This is a genomic window from Streptomyces sp. NBC_00090, assembly GCF_045160815.1.
GTDB lineage: Bacteria > Actinomycetota > Actinomycetes > Streptomycetales > Streptomycetaceae > Streptomyces.
In genome coordinates this window covers 4,844,411-4,857,607 of the sequence record NZ_CP108224.1, presented here as the reverse complement: position 1 = coordinate 4,857,607, position 13,197 = coordinate 4,844,411, and the positions used below count along the sequence as shown (strand labels likewise).

Sequence of the window (13,197 nt, the reverse complement as noted above, 5' to 3'; positions counted from 1 at the left end):
CCTCGGGGTGCTGGGTTTCGGTCAGGCTGATGCTAGGCGCATCATCCGGCCACGGCTAACCGGCGTCCTCTCAGTGTCGCCCATCAGGCACAGTGAACTGCACGGGCCCCCGCCCGGATCGGCAGGGGTCGGTACCATATACCCACGAGGGGTATACACCCCCTTTCTGGACAACGGGAGGACGCGATGACGACCACCGAGGCGGACCAGGTCACCCCCGCGACCGTCGAGGCTGTCGAGGGCGTCGAGCCTGCCGGTCACGACCACGGCGTGCACGGCTACCACAAGCAGAAGGACGAGCACCTCAAGCGACTCCGCCGGATCGAGGGCCAGATCCGCGGCCTCCAGCGGATGGTCGACGAGGACGTCTACTGCATCGACATACTCACGCAGGTCTCGGCGTCGACGAAGGCGCTGCAGTCCTTCGCCCTCCAGCTCCTGGAGGAGCACCTGCGGCACTGCGTCGCGGACGCGGCCGCCAAGGGCGGGGAGGGCATCGACGCCAAGGTCGAGGAGGCCACGAAGGCCATCGCCCGCATGATGCGCACCTGAGCCGGATCCCCGCACTCCGCGTACTCCCCGTTCACCATGCGCCCCATGCCCGGGGCGGAGGGCCGTACGGTCAGCGTTCCCGTACGGCCCGCTCGGCGGCCACTCTCAGCACCTCGTCGATCCGGTCGGCGCTGAGGCGCTCCCCGTCGGCGGCGGAGGCCGCGATGATCAGTTCGCCGCACAGTTCGATCTCGGCGAGGGCGACACAGTCCAGGTCTGCGGGCACGGTCGCTGTACCGGGCGGAGCCACGTGCGGTCACCTCTTCCTGCCGGTGTCTGAATCCCAGCGGTCTCCCAGCGTAGGGAGGACGCCACGCAGCGCGCATGACACGTCCGGACCATTTGGCGATGGTCCAAACCACCCGGGCCCGGGGGCCGGGGCAGGACCGGGACCGGAGCCCGGGGCCCGCCCCCGCTCAGGCCTTGATCTTCCCGGCGTAGATGTCCCGCCGGTCCGGCAGCACCACCTGGACGCGGACCCCGAAGCCGTAGAGCAGGGTCGTCGACGCGACCGCGACCGTACGGCCCTGGTTGCTGAAGCTGAACTGGTGGCGGACCTTCCGCAGCCTGCCTTCCCCGTCCAGATACGCGTCGAAGGGCACGGTGTCCCTGGCGAACCCTTTCGCCGCCGCGGCGAGCGCCCCCCGCACCTGCGGCGAGGCGACCCGGGCGGCGTGGGCGATGTCGGCGACGCCCCGGTAGTGGGCCACCTTCACCCCGGCCAGATCGACCTGGCCGAGGTACGTGACCTGCCGGGCGCCCCGCAGCAGCTCCGCCGCGGCGGCCGGGTCGGTGGCCCCGCCCGTGACGAGGTTCCCGTCGTCGAGGGTGGTGGTGTCGACGCGGACCCACTTGTCGGCGGGCACTCCGGCGCCCCGGTTCTTCATGTAGAGCGCGCCGGGGGTGAGGAGCTCGGTGATGGGCCGGTGCTCGTCGGCCCCCGCCGCGTCCTTGGGCAGCAGCACCTGGAGCCGGCCGGTGCGGCGGCGGAAGTCGTAGCCGCCCTCGCCCCGGATGGTGACCCGGGTCCCGCCGGCGGCCATCTCCATGGAGGTGCTCGCCTTGGAGGTGCCGGCCCTCGTCAGCGCGTCGGCGGCGTTCCGCACGGCCAGGAGCGGGTCCACCGCGGGCTTGGGGTCCTCGGGGGCGGCGCACCCCGCGACCGCCGGGACCCCCACGAGGGAGCCGAAGAGGGCTGCGGTGACGGCGACCGCCCCGCTCCCGCGACCGTGCGGCCGCCCGTACCGCTGCACCACCATCGCCTGCCAACCCCCAACGCCTCACCGCTGTTTGCCCGGGACCGCACGTCCCCCGGTCCCCGCGGGTCCAGGGGACACCCGATCCGCATAACGACGGCCCAGGCGAGCCGTCACGCGCAGTACGGTGGTTGTGTGCACGCGGAGTCCTCCCCCCACACGACCACCATGACGGAGCGCGGCTCGTTCGCGCTGGCACGCTGCAGCTGCGGCTGGGCGGGCCCGGCCCGCAGATCGCGGGAGAGAGCACGTACGGACGCCTCGGAACACCTGCGTACGTCGACGTCCGCGTCGACGGGTTGAGGACGCCGGACGGGCCCTAAGCGGCGAGGTCGTTCTGGTCGGTCCCGGTGGCCGGGCCGCCGAGCCGGGGCTCGGGGATGTCGACGGCCTCCGGGCGTCGCGGTCCCTCGACGCGCCGCGAGCGGACGAGACGGGCGCCGCGGCGGGAGCGGGCGACGGCGGAGACGACGGGCGTCAGCAGGGCGAGCGCGACGGGCGCGAGGAGCAGCGCCACCGCCGTCCCGAGGGCGAAGCCGCCGATCACGTCGGTCGGGTAGTGCACGCCCATGTAGACCCGCGCGAAGCCCTCGGCGAGGGCGAGGCCGATGGCGGCGAGGCCGAACTTCCGGTGGGCGACGAAGAGGCCGACGCCGAGGGCCATCGCCATGGTCGCGTGGTCGCTGACGAAGGAGAAGTCGGTCTTCCCCTCGACGAGGACGTCGAGACCCTGGTGGTCGTTGAAGGGCCTGGGGCGCTCGACGAAGCCCCGGATGGGGATGTTGACCAGGAGCGCGATACCGGCGGCCAGGGGGGCCCAGACGATCCCGGCGACGGCGGAGACGGAGTCACCGAGGGTGCCGGCGCGACGGACGCTCCACCAGCACCAGAGCACGACCAGGACCATCCCGAGCATGATCCCGTACTCGCCGACGAACTCCATGACGCGGTCGAACCACGGCGGAGCGGCCTTCGCCAGCCCGTTGATGTCGTAGAGCAGGCTGACATCGGGGTTGGAACCGTCCGATGCGAGTCCAGCCATCTGCTGCGGCCCCTTGCTTCTCGTGTCTGTCTTCCCACCCCCGTGGTCAGAGCGTTCGGATCAGGGAACGAACTGCCTGAGGCGCGCGTTCCGCTCTCTCCGGTGGATCATGACGACGTTATCGAAGAGTGATGGCGCCCCGCAGCTCAGGGCCAGCGCATGACGGAGAGTTCCGGCCATGTCCCATACGACCCGACGGTCCGTCTCCTGTACCTACGTCTGCGGGAGATGGGTGGGCAGCGCCGCCGCGCCCTCCGCGGTGACCCGGGTCGCGCCGAAGTAGTCCGGGGTGTCGATCCTGTCGAAGCGGATCACGGCCCCGGTGCGCGGGGCGTCGATCATGTACCCGCCGCCGACGTAGATGCCGACGTGACGGATGGCCCGCGAGTTGGTCAGGTCGTCGGAGAAGAAGACGAGGTCCCCGGGGAGCAGCTCGTCGCGCGAGGGGTGCGGCCCGGCGTTGTACTGGTCGTTGGCGACGCGCGGCAGCTCGATGCCGACGCTCTCGTACGCGGCCTGGGTCAGCCCGGAGCAGTCGAACCGGCCATTCTGCGCCGCCGTGCCCGTACCGCCCCAGAGGTAGGGGGTGCCGAGCTTCTGCTGCGCGTAGTAGATGGCGCCCGCGGCCTGCTTGGAGGGCTCGACGCGGCCCACGGGCCGGGCGAAGCTCTTCTCCAGGGAGCGGATGATCCGCACGTAGTTCCGGGTCTCGCTGATGGGCGGCACCCCGCCGTGCTTGATCACCCGGTACGCGCCCGCGTTGTAGGCGGCCAGCATGTTGTTCGCCGGGTCCCCGGGCACGTTCTTCACGTAGCCGGCGAGCTCGCAGTCGTACGAGGCGGCCGAGGGGATCGCGTCCTGGGGGTCCCAGATGTCCCGGTCGCCGTCCCCGTCGCCGTCGACGCCGTGACCGGCCCAGGTGCTGGGGATGAACTGGGCGATGCCCCGGGCGTCGGCGGAGGAGACGGCCCGCGGGTTCCAGCCGCTCTCCTGGTAGAGCTGGGCGGCGAGCAGGGCGGGGTTGATCGCGGGGCAGAGATTGCCCCACCGCTGTACGAGCCCCTGGTAGAGGGCGGGGACGGAGCCCTTGGCCAGGGCGACGGTGCCGTTCTTGGAGCTGCCCGCGCCGCCGATGAGTCCGGCGGCGGCGGAGTACGTACCGACGACGACCAGTGCGACGAAGCTGAGGCAGACCCCGAGGGCCCCGCCGGCCACCAGCCACGCCTTGCCAGCCCTACGCACCGTCAACCACCCCTCGGTTCATGGCAGTACGCCCCGGGCCAGTCTAGGCGGCGAGGGGTCGGATGGGGCTCGACACGGACCAATAGCCCGTCAGGTCCGACCGAACCGCTCCCACCGGCCCCACTCCCCCCATCCCCCTCACCCCTCACCCCTCAGCCCTTCTTGAGCACCTCCACGAGGCTGGAGGCGCTGTCGTCCCCGCGTCCGGCCTCCACGCCGCGCCGGAAGAGGTCGACGATCGCGGCCGGCAGGGCGCCGTCCACGCCGGCGTCGGTGACGGTGTGCAGGACGTGTTCCGCGCTGGCGAGTCCCATGGTGAGGCGGTCGACGTCACCGCCGTGGTGTCCGGCGTCGATCCGGGGCGTGTAGAAGTCGAGGAACTGGCCGAGGTCGAGCGCGTTCCGTGCGTACGGCAGGAGTTCGCCGGCCGTGATGCCGTGCGCGCCCGCAAGGGCGACGGCCTGCCAGTAACTGGTGAGCGCCGTCCAGAACATGACCATGTTGAGCTGGTAGAAGAGCGCGGCGAGCCCCGGGTCCTCGCCGCGGTAGTCGGTGCCGGTGAGCACGGAGAGGGTGGCCCGGTGGGCGTCGAAGACGTCCCGGGGTCCGCTGTAGAAGGCGGTGGCGGCCGGGTCGCCCACGCCGGACGGCGGTACGAGGATGCCGCCGGTGAGCTGGACGGCGCCGCGCTCCGCCGCCCAGGCGGCGGCCTCCCGGGCCCGTTGCGGGGTGTCGGAACTGAGGTTGACCAGGACCCGGCCGGCCAGGGTGGCGGGGTCGACCGCGTCGAGGACGGCGTAGAAGGCGTCGTAGTCGGTGAGGCTGAGGACGACGAGCCCGTTGGCGGCGACGGCCTCGTCGGGGCTCGCGGCGAGGACGGCCCCGCGCCGCACGAGCTCGGCGGCGCGGCTCGGGGTGCGGTTCCAGAGGGTGACCTCGTACCCCCGGTCGAGATAGGCGCCGGCCATGGCGCGGCCCATGGGGCCGAGGCCGATGACGGTGACGGAAAGGTCGTTCTTCACAGGTGTCCCCCATCGTTGGGCGAGCTAAAACGAACGCTCTATTCAGCGACTGGGCCTGACCGTAGCACGCTCTAAAACGAACGCTCTACTCACTCCACCGACTAGACTCGCCCCATGCAGACCAGCAACACCCGCGACCGGATCGTCGTCGCCGCCGCACGCCTCATCCAGCGCCAGGGCTACGTCGGAACGGGCATCAAGCAGATCGCGAAGGAGGCGGAGGCCACCCTCGGCTCCGTCTACCACTTCTTCCCCGGCGGGAAGGAAGCCGTCGCGGTCGCGGCGATCGCGCACGGCCGCGACGAGTTCGCCGACGTCCTGCGCACCGCCCTGGACGGCGCGGACGACCCCGCCGAGGCCGTCGACGCCTGCGCGCGCCTACTGGCCCGCGAACTCCGCGCCTCCGACTGGATCGACGGCTGCCCCGTCACCGCCGCCGCCCTGGAGACCCTCGGCCCCGACAGCCCCATCCAGCAGGCCTGCGCCGACGCCCTGCACGCCTGGCAGAACCTGGTCGCCGACAAGCTCCTCGGCTGCGGACTCCCCTCCCCCGAGGCCCGCGAACTGGCCGCCACCGTCATCAACACGCTCGAAGGCGCGGAAGTGACCGCCCAGGTCACCCGCAGCGAGGACCCGCTCCTCCTGGCGGGCCGTCATCTGTCGCGGCTGGTCGCCTCGTACGTCTGACCGCCGCGCGACGGCGCCCCAAGAGTGGAACAACGACAATCATTGCCCGGAGTCACCCTCCGTGATACACAGAGTGACCATACGCTTCTTCGCATAGAAACCGGCCACACCACCGCAGGTCAAGACGGTCAGACCGGTCAAGTGTGCGGTGATCGGGTAAAGAGACCCGTCAAGGCGTCACACGCGAGCGGTTTCATCAGCGAAGATAGGGCGATGACCCATGCCGTCCGGCAGGGGCAGTTAACTACCCAACAGGGGCGGTGAGTTACATGTACCTGGCGGCAGAAAAGGGCGACATCACCACCATCATCGGTGGAATCGCCCCGAACTGGGGCCCTTTCGGCAGCCTGGGCGCCGAGGCCAAGATCATGATCGAGGTCGTGATGGCCGTAGCCATCCTGCTCTGCCTCGGCATCGCCATCTGGGGAGCGGCCAAGCAGCGCATCGGCGCGACCGCGCTCCGCGACACGTTCAGCGCGGAACAGGGCAAGGGCCTCATCGTGGCCGGCCTCACCGGTGTCTTCATCATCGGATCGCTGGGGACGCTGTTCACCATCGTGTACGGGATGGCCGTCTGATTCCCCGTCGGACTCCATCCTCCTGAGGCCTGCTGATGTTGCGTTCCCTGATGCCCAGTCATGTTGCAGCACTGTCGTACCCGCGAACGAGTGAGGGGGCGTACCCGGCATGAGTCTCGGCGACGAGCACGACGGCTTCGGCGGCGTGGGCGGCTCGGGCCAGACCCGGACCCGCCTGCCCGAGGGCAACAGCGGCGACGTCTACGGCGGCGCCCGCCGCCCCGTGCGCAGCTCCCGCTCCCTGATCACGGTCGTGGGCGTGGTGGTCCTCCTCATCGCGGCCATCGCCTTCGCCAACCGCGGCGAGGGCGACCCGGCGGACGCGGCGGCACCCTCCTCGGGCACCCCGGGCAAGACGGCCCCCACGGCGGCGACGGGCATCCGCCCGGTCACCGGCAAGAACGGCCAACTCCCCACAGGCTTCGCCCACACGGACCAGGGCGCCCAGAGCGCGGCGACGAACTACGCGGTGGCGCTCGGCTCGGCCGAGATGTTCCAGACCTCTACGCGGAACGAGATCGTTCAGGCGGTCTATACACCGGCCGCGGTCACTGCCCGTCAGGGCGATCTCAACAAGGTGTACGCCGACAAGGGCTTCCTGAGCCGGATCGGTCTCCAGGAGGACGGCACCACGCCGCAAGGGCTGACGTTCATCTCCCGCGTCATTCCGGTGGGATCGAAGGTCGAGAGCTACGCCGACGACAGGGCCACCGTGTCCGTCTGGTACTCGTCACTGTTCGGGCTGGCCGGTGAGGGCTCCAAGAACCCCGTTTCCGAAGCCTGGTACACCAGCTCGTACGAGCTGCAGTGGGTCAACGGTGACTGGAAGGTCACCGACTTCAGCCAGAAGGACGGCCCGGTACCCGTCGGGCGTGACCAGAGGGCGTCCACGGCGCAGGAGATGGCGGACGCCGTCGGCCAGTTCGGAGGCTTCACCTATGCCCGGTAAGCGCCTCCCTCGCGGCGTGAAGATCGCTGCGGCACTCGGCGCGGCGCAGACAGCCATCATGCTCTTCGCCGGCCGTGCCTTCGCGGCACCCACACCCACCCCGAGCCCCAGCGGCAGCAACAACCCCTGCGACCTCATTCGTGGCCCCGCCAGGGACTACTGCGAGAACGGTCGCCCCAGCGGTGGCGGCACGAGCAAAACCCCCCTCACCGACCCCACCGCCGCCCTCGACCCCCTCGCCGCCCTCGCCCGCGGCTGCGCCGACGCCGCCATCAAGGTCATCGACGAGCTCTCCCAGGCCGTCAAGACGACCGCCGACGTCGACTTCACCAACATGGCCTTCCTCGGCCGCTACGCCATCGTCTTCGCCGCCGCCACCTTCCTCACCCTCCTCCTCTGGCTCCTCGCCGTCGCCAAGCGCGCCATGCGAGGCGTCCCCCTCACCACCGCCCTCTCCGAGGCCATCGGCTTCCTCTGGCTGACGGTCCTCGCCTCCGCCTTCACCCCGCTCATCCTCTACACCGTCGTCAACGCCACCGACGCCGTCACCGAGGTCATCGCCTCCGGCACCGGCCAGCAGACCGACATCTTCTTCGGCAGCTTCAAACAGGCCCTCCAGAAGGGCGACAGCATCGGTGGCGGCCCCATCATGCTGATCATCGTGTCGCTGGTGACCGTGCTCGCCGCCGGCGTGCTCTTCCTGGAGCTGTTCCTCCGCGCCGTCATGCTCTACGTCGGCGCCCTCCTCGGCGTCGTCGTCTACTCCGGTCTCGTCGACAAGAACATGTGGGGCCACGTCCGCCGCTGGGCCGGCATCATGATCGCGGTGATCCTGGTCAAGCCGGTCATCGTCATCGTCCTCGGCCTGGCCGGGGCGCTCTCCTCCGGCACCGGCCCGAACTCGTTCTCCGCCGTCGTCTCCGGACTCGCGATCATCCTGCTCGCCATCTTCGCCTCCGCGATGATCTACCGCTTCGTCCCCGGCTTCGGCGACGAGATCGTCGCCTCCCGCAACAACCGCCTCCACCGCGCCGGCGAGAACACGGCCGCAGCCGTCATCTCCTCCCCCGCCTCCCTCGTCTCCCAGGGCATCAAGACCCACAGCACCCGCGACAGCGGCGGAGGCGGCGGCCAGGGCTCCCAGGCCCGCCCCGCCAACCCCCTCGCCGGCGGCGTCGCCGCCCACAGCAGCCGCGGTGGCGACAGCCGGGGCGGAGCCACGCCTCCACCCGCACCCCGTAGCAGCAGTCCCACCGCGGGAACCCCGCACAGCAACCGCAAGCACTCTGGAGGTGGAGGGCGTTGACGACCCAGTCCCAGCCGGTCGCGCCCCGCCGCACGTATCTCGTCGGCCGAGCCCGGCCCAACGCGATCGTCGGCAAGAACCGTGAGACGGGCGAGATCGCCCTGATCATCGTCGGCGCCTTCTTCGGCATGATGAGCGGACTCCTCGTCCCCCTCCTCCCCCTCCGGATCGCGCTCCTCGCCGGCCTGCCCATGCTCGCGATCGCCGCCGTGTACCTCCCGTACAAGCACCGCACGTTCTACAAGTGGTTCGAGATCAACCGCAGCTACAAGCGCATGCTCAAGCGCGGTACGGCCTACCGCTCCGTCGCCGCCGAGTCCGGCACCCGCCTCGACGGCCGCGAGGTCGAGGTCGGCCCGCCCCCCGGCATCGGCCGCGTCGGCTGGCTCGCCGCCCCCTTCGGCCCCGACGAGATCGCCGTCCTCCTCCACGCCGACCGCCGCACCGTCACCGCCGCCATCGAGATCGAGGGCCCCGGCGTCGGCCTGCGCGACAGCGAGGACCAGGAGGCCCTGGTCGACCGGTTCGGCACCCTCCTGAAGCACGTCGCCAACGGCGACGGCTTCGTGACCCGCCTCCAGATGCTGGCCCGCACCCTCCCCGCCGACCCCGACGCGCACGCCAAGGACGTCGGCCAGCGCGGCGACTCGGCCGCGCCCGCCTGGCTCAAGGAGTCGTACGAGCAGCTCCAGTCGATGGTCTCCACCTCCAGCGAGCAGCACCGCGCCTACCTCGTCGCCTGCATGCACTACACGCGCGAACTCGCCGCCGAGGCCAACGCCATGGCCCGCGCCGCCCGCCACGCCTCCGGCGCCCGCAAGCTCGACCGCGACGCCGGCCTCGCCGTCGTCATGGCCCGCGAGCTCACCGACATCTGCGCCCGCCTCGCCGAGGCCGACATCCGCGTACGCCAGCCCCTCGGCCAGTCCCGGCTGGCCTCGCTCGTCCACTCCATGTACGACCCTGACCACCCCATCGACCACATCCAGGCCATGACGAAACGAAACGCTTGGCCCGCGGAACTGGACGCGATGGAACCGACGTACCTCCAGGCCAAGACCCGCGAGTCCTCCACCCGCGCCCCCTGGTGCCACGCCACCGCCTGGGTGAAGGAGTGGCCCATGACCCCGGTCGGCGTCAACTTCCTCGCCCCGCTCCTCGTCCACACCCCGGACGTGATCCGCACGGTCGCCGTCACCATGGACCTGGAGCCCACCGAGGTCGCCATCGAGCGCATGCTCACCGAGAAGACCAACGACGAGGCCGACGCCAGCCGCGCCGCCAAGATGAACCGCACCGTCGACCCGCGCGACATCGCCGCCCACGGCCGGCTCGACCAGCGGGGTGAAGATCTCGCCAGTGGCGCGGCAGGAGTGAACCTCGTCGGGTACATCACGGTGTCGTCGCGTTCACCCGAAGCCCTCGCCCGGGACAAGCGCACGATCAGGGCCTCCGCCGGCAAGTCGTACCTGAAGCTGGAGTGGTGCGACCGCGAGCACCACAGGGCCTTTGTGAACACCCTGCCGTTCGCGACCGGCATCCGCCGCTAAGGCCGAAGGGGCACCGACCGATGCGAGATCCGCTGTCCGTCCTGACCGACGCCTTCACCTCCTTCGTCCTCGGCAAGGTGGAGACGACCCGCCTGCCCGTCCGCACCTCCACCGGACAGGCCCAGGCCGTCTACCTGCCGACCGCCGCCCCCGGCCTCGGCGACTCCGGCGTGATCATCGGCCGGGAGGTCTACAGCGGCAAGGGATACATCTACGACCCCTTCCAGCTGTACGGGCAGCAGCTCCCCGCCCCGCACTGGCTGGTCCTCGGCGAGTCCGGAAACGGCAAGTCGGCGCTCGAGAAGACGTACGTGCTCCGCCAGCTCCGCTTCCGCGACCGTCAGGTCGTCGTCCTCGACGCCCAGGGCGAGGACGGCGTCGGCGAATGGAACCTCATCGCGCAGGAGCTGGGAATAACTCCCATCCGGCTCGACCCAATGGTCGCCAACGACTCCGGCATCCGCCTCAACCCCCTCGACCCCTCGATCACCACCACGGGACAGCTCGCCCTGCTCCGCACGATCATCGAGGTGGCGATGGGCCACGGCCTCGACGAGCGCGCCGGCTTCGCGCTCAAGGTCGCCCACGCCTACGTCACCGACCACACCACCGACCGCCAGCCGATCCTCACCGACATCGTCGAGCGGCTCCGCCACCCCGAGGCCGAATCGGCGGAGGCGATGAACGTCGACATAGACGACGTACGGGCCTGGGGCCTGGACGTCGCCCTCGTCCTGGACCGGCTGGTCGACGGTGACCTCCGGGGCATGTTCGACGGCCCGACGACCGTCGGCATCGACCTCGACGCACCCCTCATCGTCTTCGACCTCTCCCACATCGACCGCAACTCCATCGCCATGCCGATCCTCATGGCGATCGTCGGCGTCTGGCTGGAGCACACCTGGATCCGCCCCGACCGGAAGAAGCGCATCTTCCTCGTCGAGGAGGCCTGGCACATCATCAACAGCCCCTTCGTGGCCCAGCTGTTCCAGCGCCTGCTCAAGTTCGGCCGCCGTCTGGGTCTGAGCTTCGTCGCCGTCGTCCACCACCTCTCCGACGTCGTCGACGGAGCGGCGGCCAAGGAGGCCGCGGCGATCCTCAAGATGGCCTCCACCCGGACCATCTACGCCCAGAAGGCCGACGAGGCACGCAACACGGGCCGGGTCCTCGGCCTGCCACGCTGGGCGGTCGAGATCATCCCGACCCTCACCCCCGGCATCGCGGTCTGGGACGTCAACGGCAACGTGCAGGTGGTCAAACACCTCATCACCGAACGCGAACGCCCCCTCGTCTACACCGACCGCGCCATGACCGAGGCCTCCCTCCCGGACGATCTCCCGGACGACCTGCCGGAGGACCTCCGGGCCGCCGAGTGGGAGGCGGAGCAGCGGGCGGTCCTCATCGAGCAGCAGATGAACGGCTCCTCGCAGTCGACGGTGGCGTAGATGGAGAACGCACGGAAGGGAGGGGGGATCTCCGACGGGCTGCTGCTCAGCCTGTTCGCCCTCCTCCTCTGTCTCACGGGCCTGGTCTGGACGGCCACCGGTCTGGGCGGTCTCCTCGCCCACGGCGCCTGGCCGGAGGGGGTCGCCCTGACGCGGACCCCCGCGGCCCTGCGCTCCCTGGCGGCCGCCCCGACCGACCTCGCGTCGGCCTGGCCGGGCACCCCCGCGGGTCAGCTCTCGGGGTACGGGCTGTTCTGGGGCCTGCTGATCGGGGAGGCGATGATCCTGATGGTCCTCGCCGTCTTCGCGCTCGGCACGATCGCCCGCTGGCGCGCGGTCCGCGCCAACCGCAGGACCGGCGCGTACGACACGGCTACGGCTCCGGCAGCAGCCCGCAAGTCCCCACCCGTACGGGAGCCGGTACGGGACCCGCTGGGGGAACCCGTACGGGACGAGCCCCTGCCCGTACGGGACGAGCCCGCGCCCCTCCGGGAGCCCGCCCCCGCCCCGCCCGCCCCGCGCCGCCCGACGGACACGCACCCGACGGACACGCGCCCGACGGAACCGCTCCCGCCGGCCACCCCCTCGCCCGCACACTCGGCCAACCCCCGCATCCTCTACGGCCCTCCGGAGGCCCGCGGCCCCGTTGCCGTCCAGGCGATCAGGGACGCCGAGGGACCCGTACTGGTCATCACCTCCGACCCCACCGTCTGGTCGTCGACGAAGGACGCGCGCGGAAAGCTCGGCCCGGTCCTCGTCCACGACCCCGGCCACCTCTGCGACACCCCCGCCCGGCTCCACTGGTCGCCGTCCGAGCACTGCGAGGACCCGGCCGTCGCCCAGCAACGGGCGGTCTCCCTGCTCGCCCCCGTACGCCCGCACTCCCGCCTCGACGCGGCCACCGCCGACACCGCCGAAACGCTCCTGCGCTGCTGGCTGCACGCCGCGGCCGTCGACGGCCGCCCCTTCCGCCAGGTCCACCGCTGGGCCCAGGGCGCCGGCGCCCACGAGCCGGTACGCATCCTCCGCAGCCACCCCAAGGCCGCCTCCGGCCTCGCCGGCCTCCTCGAATCGGCGCTCACCGCCCACCCGGAAAGCCGCCGCCTCGCCCAGGAACTGACGGCCCGTGCGCTCGCCGCCCTGTCCTCGATCCACATCCGCGAGGCCTGCGTACCGAATCGAACGGATTCGCTGGCGCTCGCATCTTTCCTCCCCGAGGGGGGCACCCTCTACCTGGTGGGCGAACCGATCGAGGACCCCCGGACCCACCCCGGCGCGATGCCGCTCCGCACGGCCCTCGCCGCAAGCGTGGTCGAGCACGGCCGCCGCATGGCCGCACGGTCATCCGACGGTCGGCTCGACCCACCACTGACGCTCGTCCTCGACGACGTCGCCGCCGTGGCCCCGCTCCCGCACCTCCCGGAGCTCCTCGCCACCGGCCACGACCAGGGCCTCCCGACCCTGGCGCTCCTCCGCTCCCGCGAACAGGCCCGCGCCCGCTGGCCGGAGAACTGGCCCGAGACCTGGCCGGAGAGCTCCCTCAGCCTCTGAGCGCACGCCCGCCGCCC

13 protein-coding genes are annotated in these 13,197 nt (G+C 71.2%); 8 read left to right on the top strand and 5 right to left on the bottom strand.

Features of this window, described 5'->3' with window-relative positions:
* Positions 1-186 precede the first annotated feature (186 nt).
* A complete protein-coding gene (locus OG361_RS21655) occupies positions 187-552 on the top strand; it encodes a metal-sensitive transcriptional regulator (RefSeq protein WP_384570057.1) in 366 nt (121 codons plus the stop codon).
* Between the two features lie 70 nt (positions 553-622).
* Here the strand turns inward: OG361_RS21655 and OG361_RS21650 are convergent, their stop codons facing one another.
* From OG361_RS21650 to OG361_RS21630, 5 genes are all read right to left on the bottom strand, one after another.
* Entirely contained in the window at positions 623-802 is a 180-nt protein-coding gene (locus OG361_RS21650) for a hypothetical protein (RefSeq protein WP_384570060.1), read from the bottom strand.
* A gap of 166 nt (positions 803-968) precedes the next feature.
* On the bottom strand, positions 969-1,811 hold the full coding sequence (locus OG361_RS21645) for a hypothetical protein (RefSeq protein WP_405855908.1): 843 nt from the start codon (positions 1,809-1,811) through the stop codon (positions 969-971).
* 316 nt (positions 1,812-2,127) lie between these two features.
* Complete coding sequence (locus OG361_RS21640; protein WP_405855906.1) at positions 2,128-2,850, bottom strand: phosphatase PAP2 family protein; 723 nt, start codon at positions 2,848-2,850, stop codon at positions 2,128-2,130.
* A gap of 213 nt (positions 2,851-3,063) precedes the next feature.
* Positions 3,064-4,092, bottom strand: coding sequence for an NlpC/P60 family protein (locus tag OG361_RS21635; protein WP_405855904.1), 1,029 nt, complete (start codon positions 4,090-4,092; stop codon positions 3,064-3,066).
* Positions 4,093-4,244: 152 nt separating this feature from the next.
* Positions 4,245-5,114, bottom strand: coding sequence for an NAD(P)-dependent oxidoreductase (locus OG361_RS21630; RefSeq protein ID WP_405855902.1), 870 nt, complete (start codon positions 5,112-5,114; stop codon positions 4,245-4,247).
* Positions 5,115-5,228: 114 nt separating this feature from the next.
* Between OG361_RS21630 and OG361_RS21625 the strand changes: the two genes are divergently transcribed.
* The 7 genes from OG361_RS21625 to OG361_RS21595 all read left to right on the top strand — a co-directional run bounded on the left by OG361_RS21625 (position 5,229) and on the right by OG361_RS21595 (position 13,180).
* Entirely contained in the window at positions 5,229-5,801 is a 573-nt protein-coding gene (locus OG361_RS21625) for a TetR/AcrR family transcriptional regulator (RefSeq protein ID WP_405855900.1), read from the top strand.
* A 269-nt stretch (positions 5,802-6,070) separates the two neighbouring features.
* Entirely contained in the window at positions 6,071-6,379 is a 309-nt protein-coding gene (locus OG361_RS21620; protein WP_017242359.1) for a hypothetical protein, read from the top strand.
* 109 nt (positions 6,380-6,488) lie between these two features.
* Positions 6,489-7,328, top strand: a complete 840-nt coding sequence (locus OG361_RS21615) for a hypothetical protein (RefSeq protein ID WP_405855898.1) — start codon at positions 6,489-6,491, stop codon at positions 7,326-7,328.
* The gene (locus OG361_RS21610) at positions 7,318-8,634 is read left to right on the top strand and encodes a hypothetical protein (protein ID WP_405855896.1); all 1,317 of its coding nucleotides are present in this window, start codon (positions 7,318-7,320) and stop codon (positions 8,632-8,634) included. Before OG361_RS21615 ends, OG361_RS21610 begins: the two co-directional genes overlap by 11 nt.
* A complete protein-coding gene (locus OG361_RS21605; protein WP_405855894.1) occupies positions 8,631-10,184 on the top strand; it encodes an SCO6880 family protein in 1,554 nt (517 codons plus the stop codon). Before OG361_RS21610 ends, OG361_RS21605 begins: the two co-directional genes overlap by 4 nt.
* 20 nt (positions 10,185-10,204) lie before the next feature.
* On the top strand, positions 10,205-11,629 hold the full coding sequence (locus tag OG361_RS21600) for an ATP-binding protein (RefSeq protein ID WP_384570084.1): 1,425 nt from the start codon (positions 10,205-10,207) through the stop codon (positions 11,627-11,629).
* Entirely contained in the window at positions 11,630-13,180 is a 1,551-nt protein-coding gene (locus OG361_RS21595) for a type IV secretory system conjugative DNA transfer family protein (RefSeq protein WP_405855892.1), read from the top strand.
* Positions 13,181-13,197 lie beyond the last annotated feature (17 nt).

What these genes read in the sequence shown, in the direction of transcription:
- OG361_RS21655 (WP_384570057.1), top strand. Translation starts at nt 187, where the DNA reads ATGACGACCACCGAGGCGGACCAGGTCACCCCCGCGACCGTCGAGGCT.
- OG361_RS21645 (WP_405855908.1), bottom strand. Translation starts at nt 1,811, where the DNA reads ATGGTGGTGCAGCGGTACGGGCGGCCGCACGGTCGCGGGAGCGGGGCG.
- OG361_RS21640 (WP_405855906.1), bottom strand. Translation starts at nt 2,850, where the DNA reads ATGGCTGGACTCGCATCGGACGGTTCCAACCCCGATGTCAGCCTGCTC.
- OG361_RS21625 (WP_405855900.1), top strand. Translation starts at nt 5,229, where the DNA reads ATGCAGACCAGCAACACCCGCGACCGGATCGTCGTCGCCGCCGCACGC.
- OG361_RS21620 (WP_017242359.1), top strand. Translation starts at nt 6,071, where the DNA reads ATGTACCTGGCGGCAGAAAAGGGCGACATCACCACCATCATCGGTGGA.
- OG361_RS21615 (WP_405855898.1), top strand. Translation starts at nt 6,489, where the DNA reads ATGAGTCTCGGCGACGAGCACGACGGCTTCGGCGGCGTGGGCGGCTCG.
- OG361_RS21610 (WP_405855896.1), top strand. Translation starts at nt 7,318, where the DNA reads ATGCCCGGTAAGCGCCTCCCTCGCGGCGTGAAGATCGCTGCGGCACTC.
- OG361_RS21600 (WP_384570084.1), top strand. Translation starts at nt 10,205, where the DNA reads ATGCGAGATCCGCTGTCCGTCCTGACCGACGCCTTCACCTCCTTCGTC.
- OG361_RS21595 (WP_405855892.1), top strand. Translation starts at nt 11,630, where the DNA reads ATGGAGAACGCACGGAAGGGAGGGGGGATCTCCGACGGGCTGCTGCTC.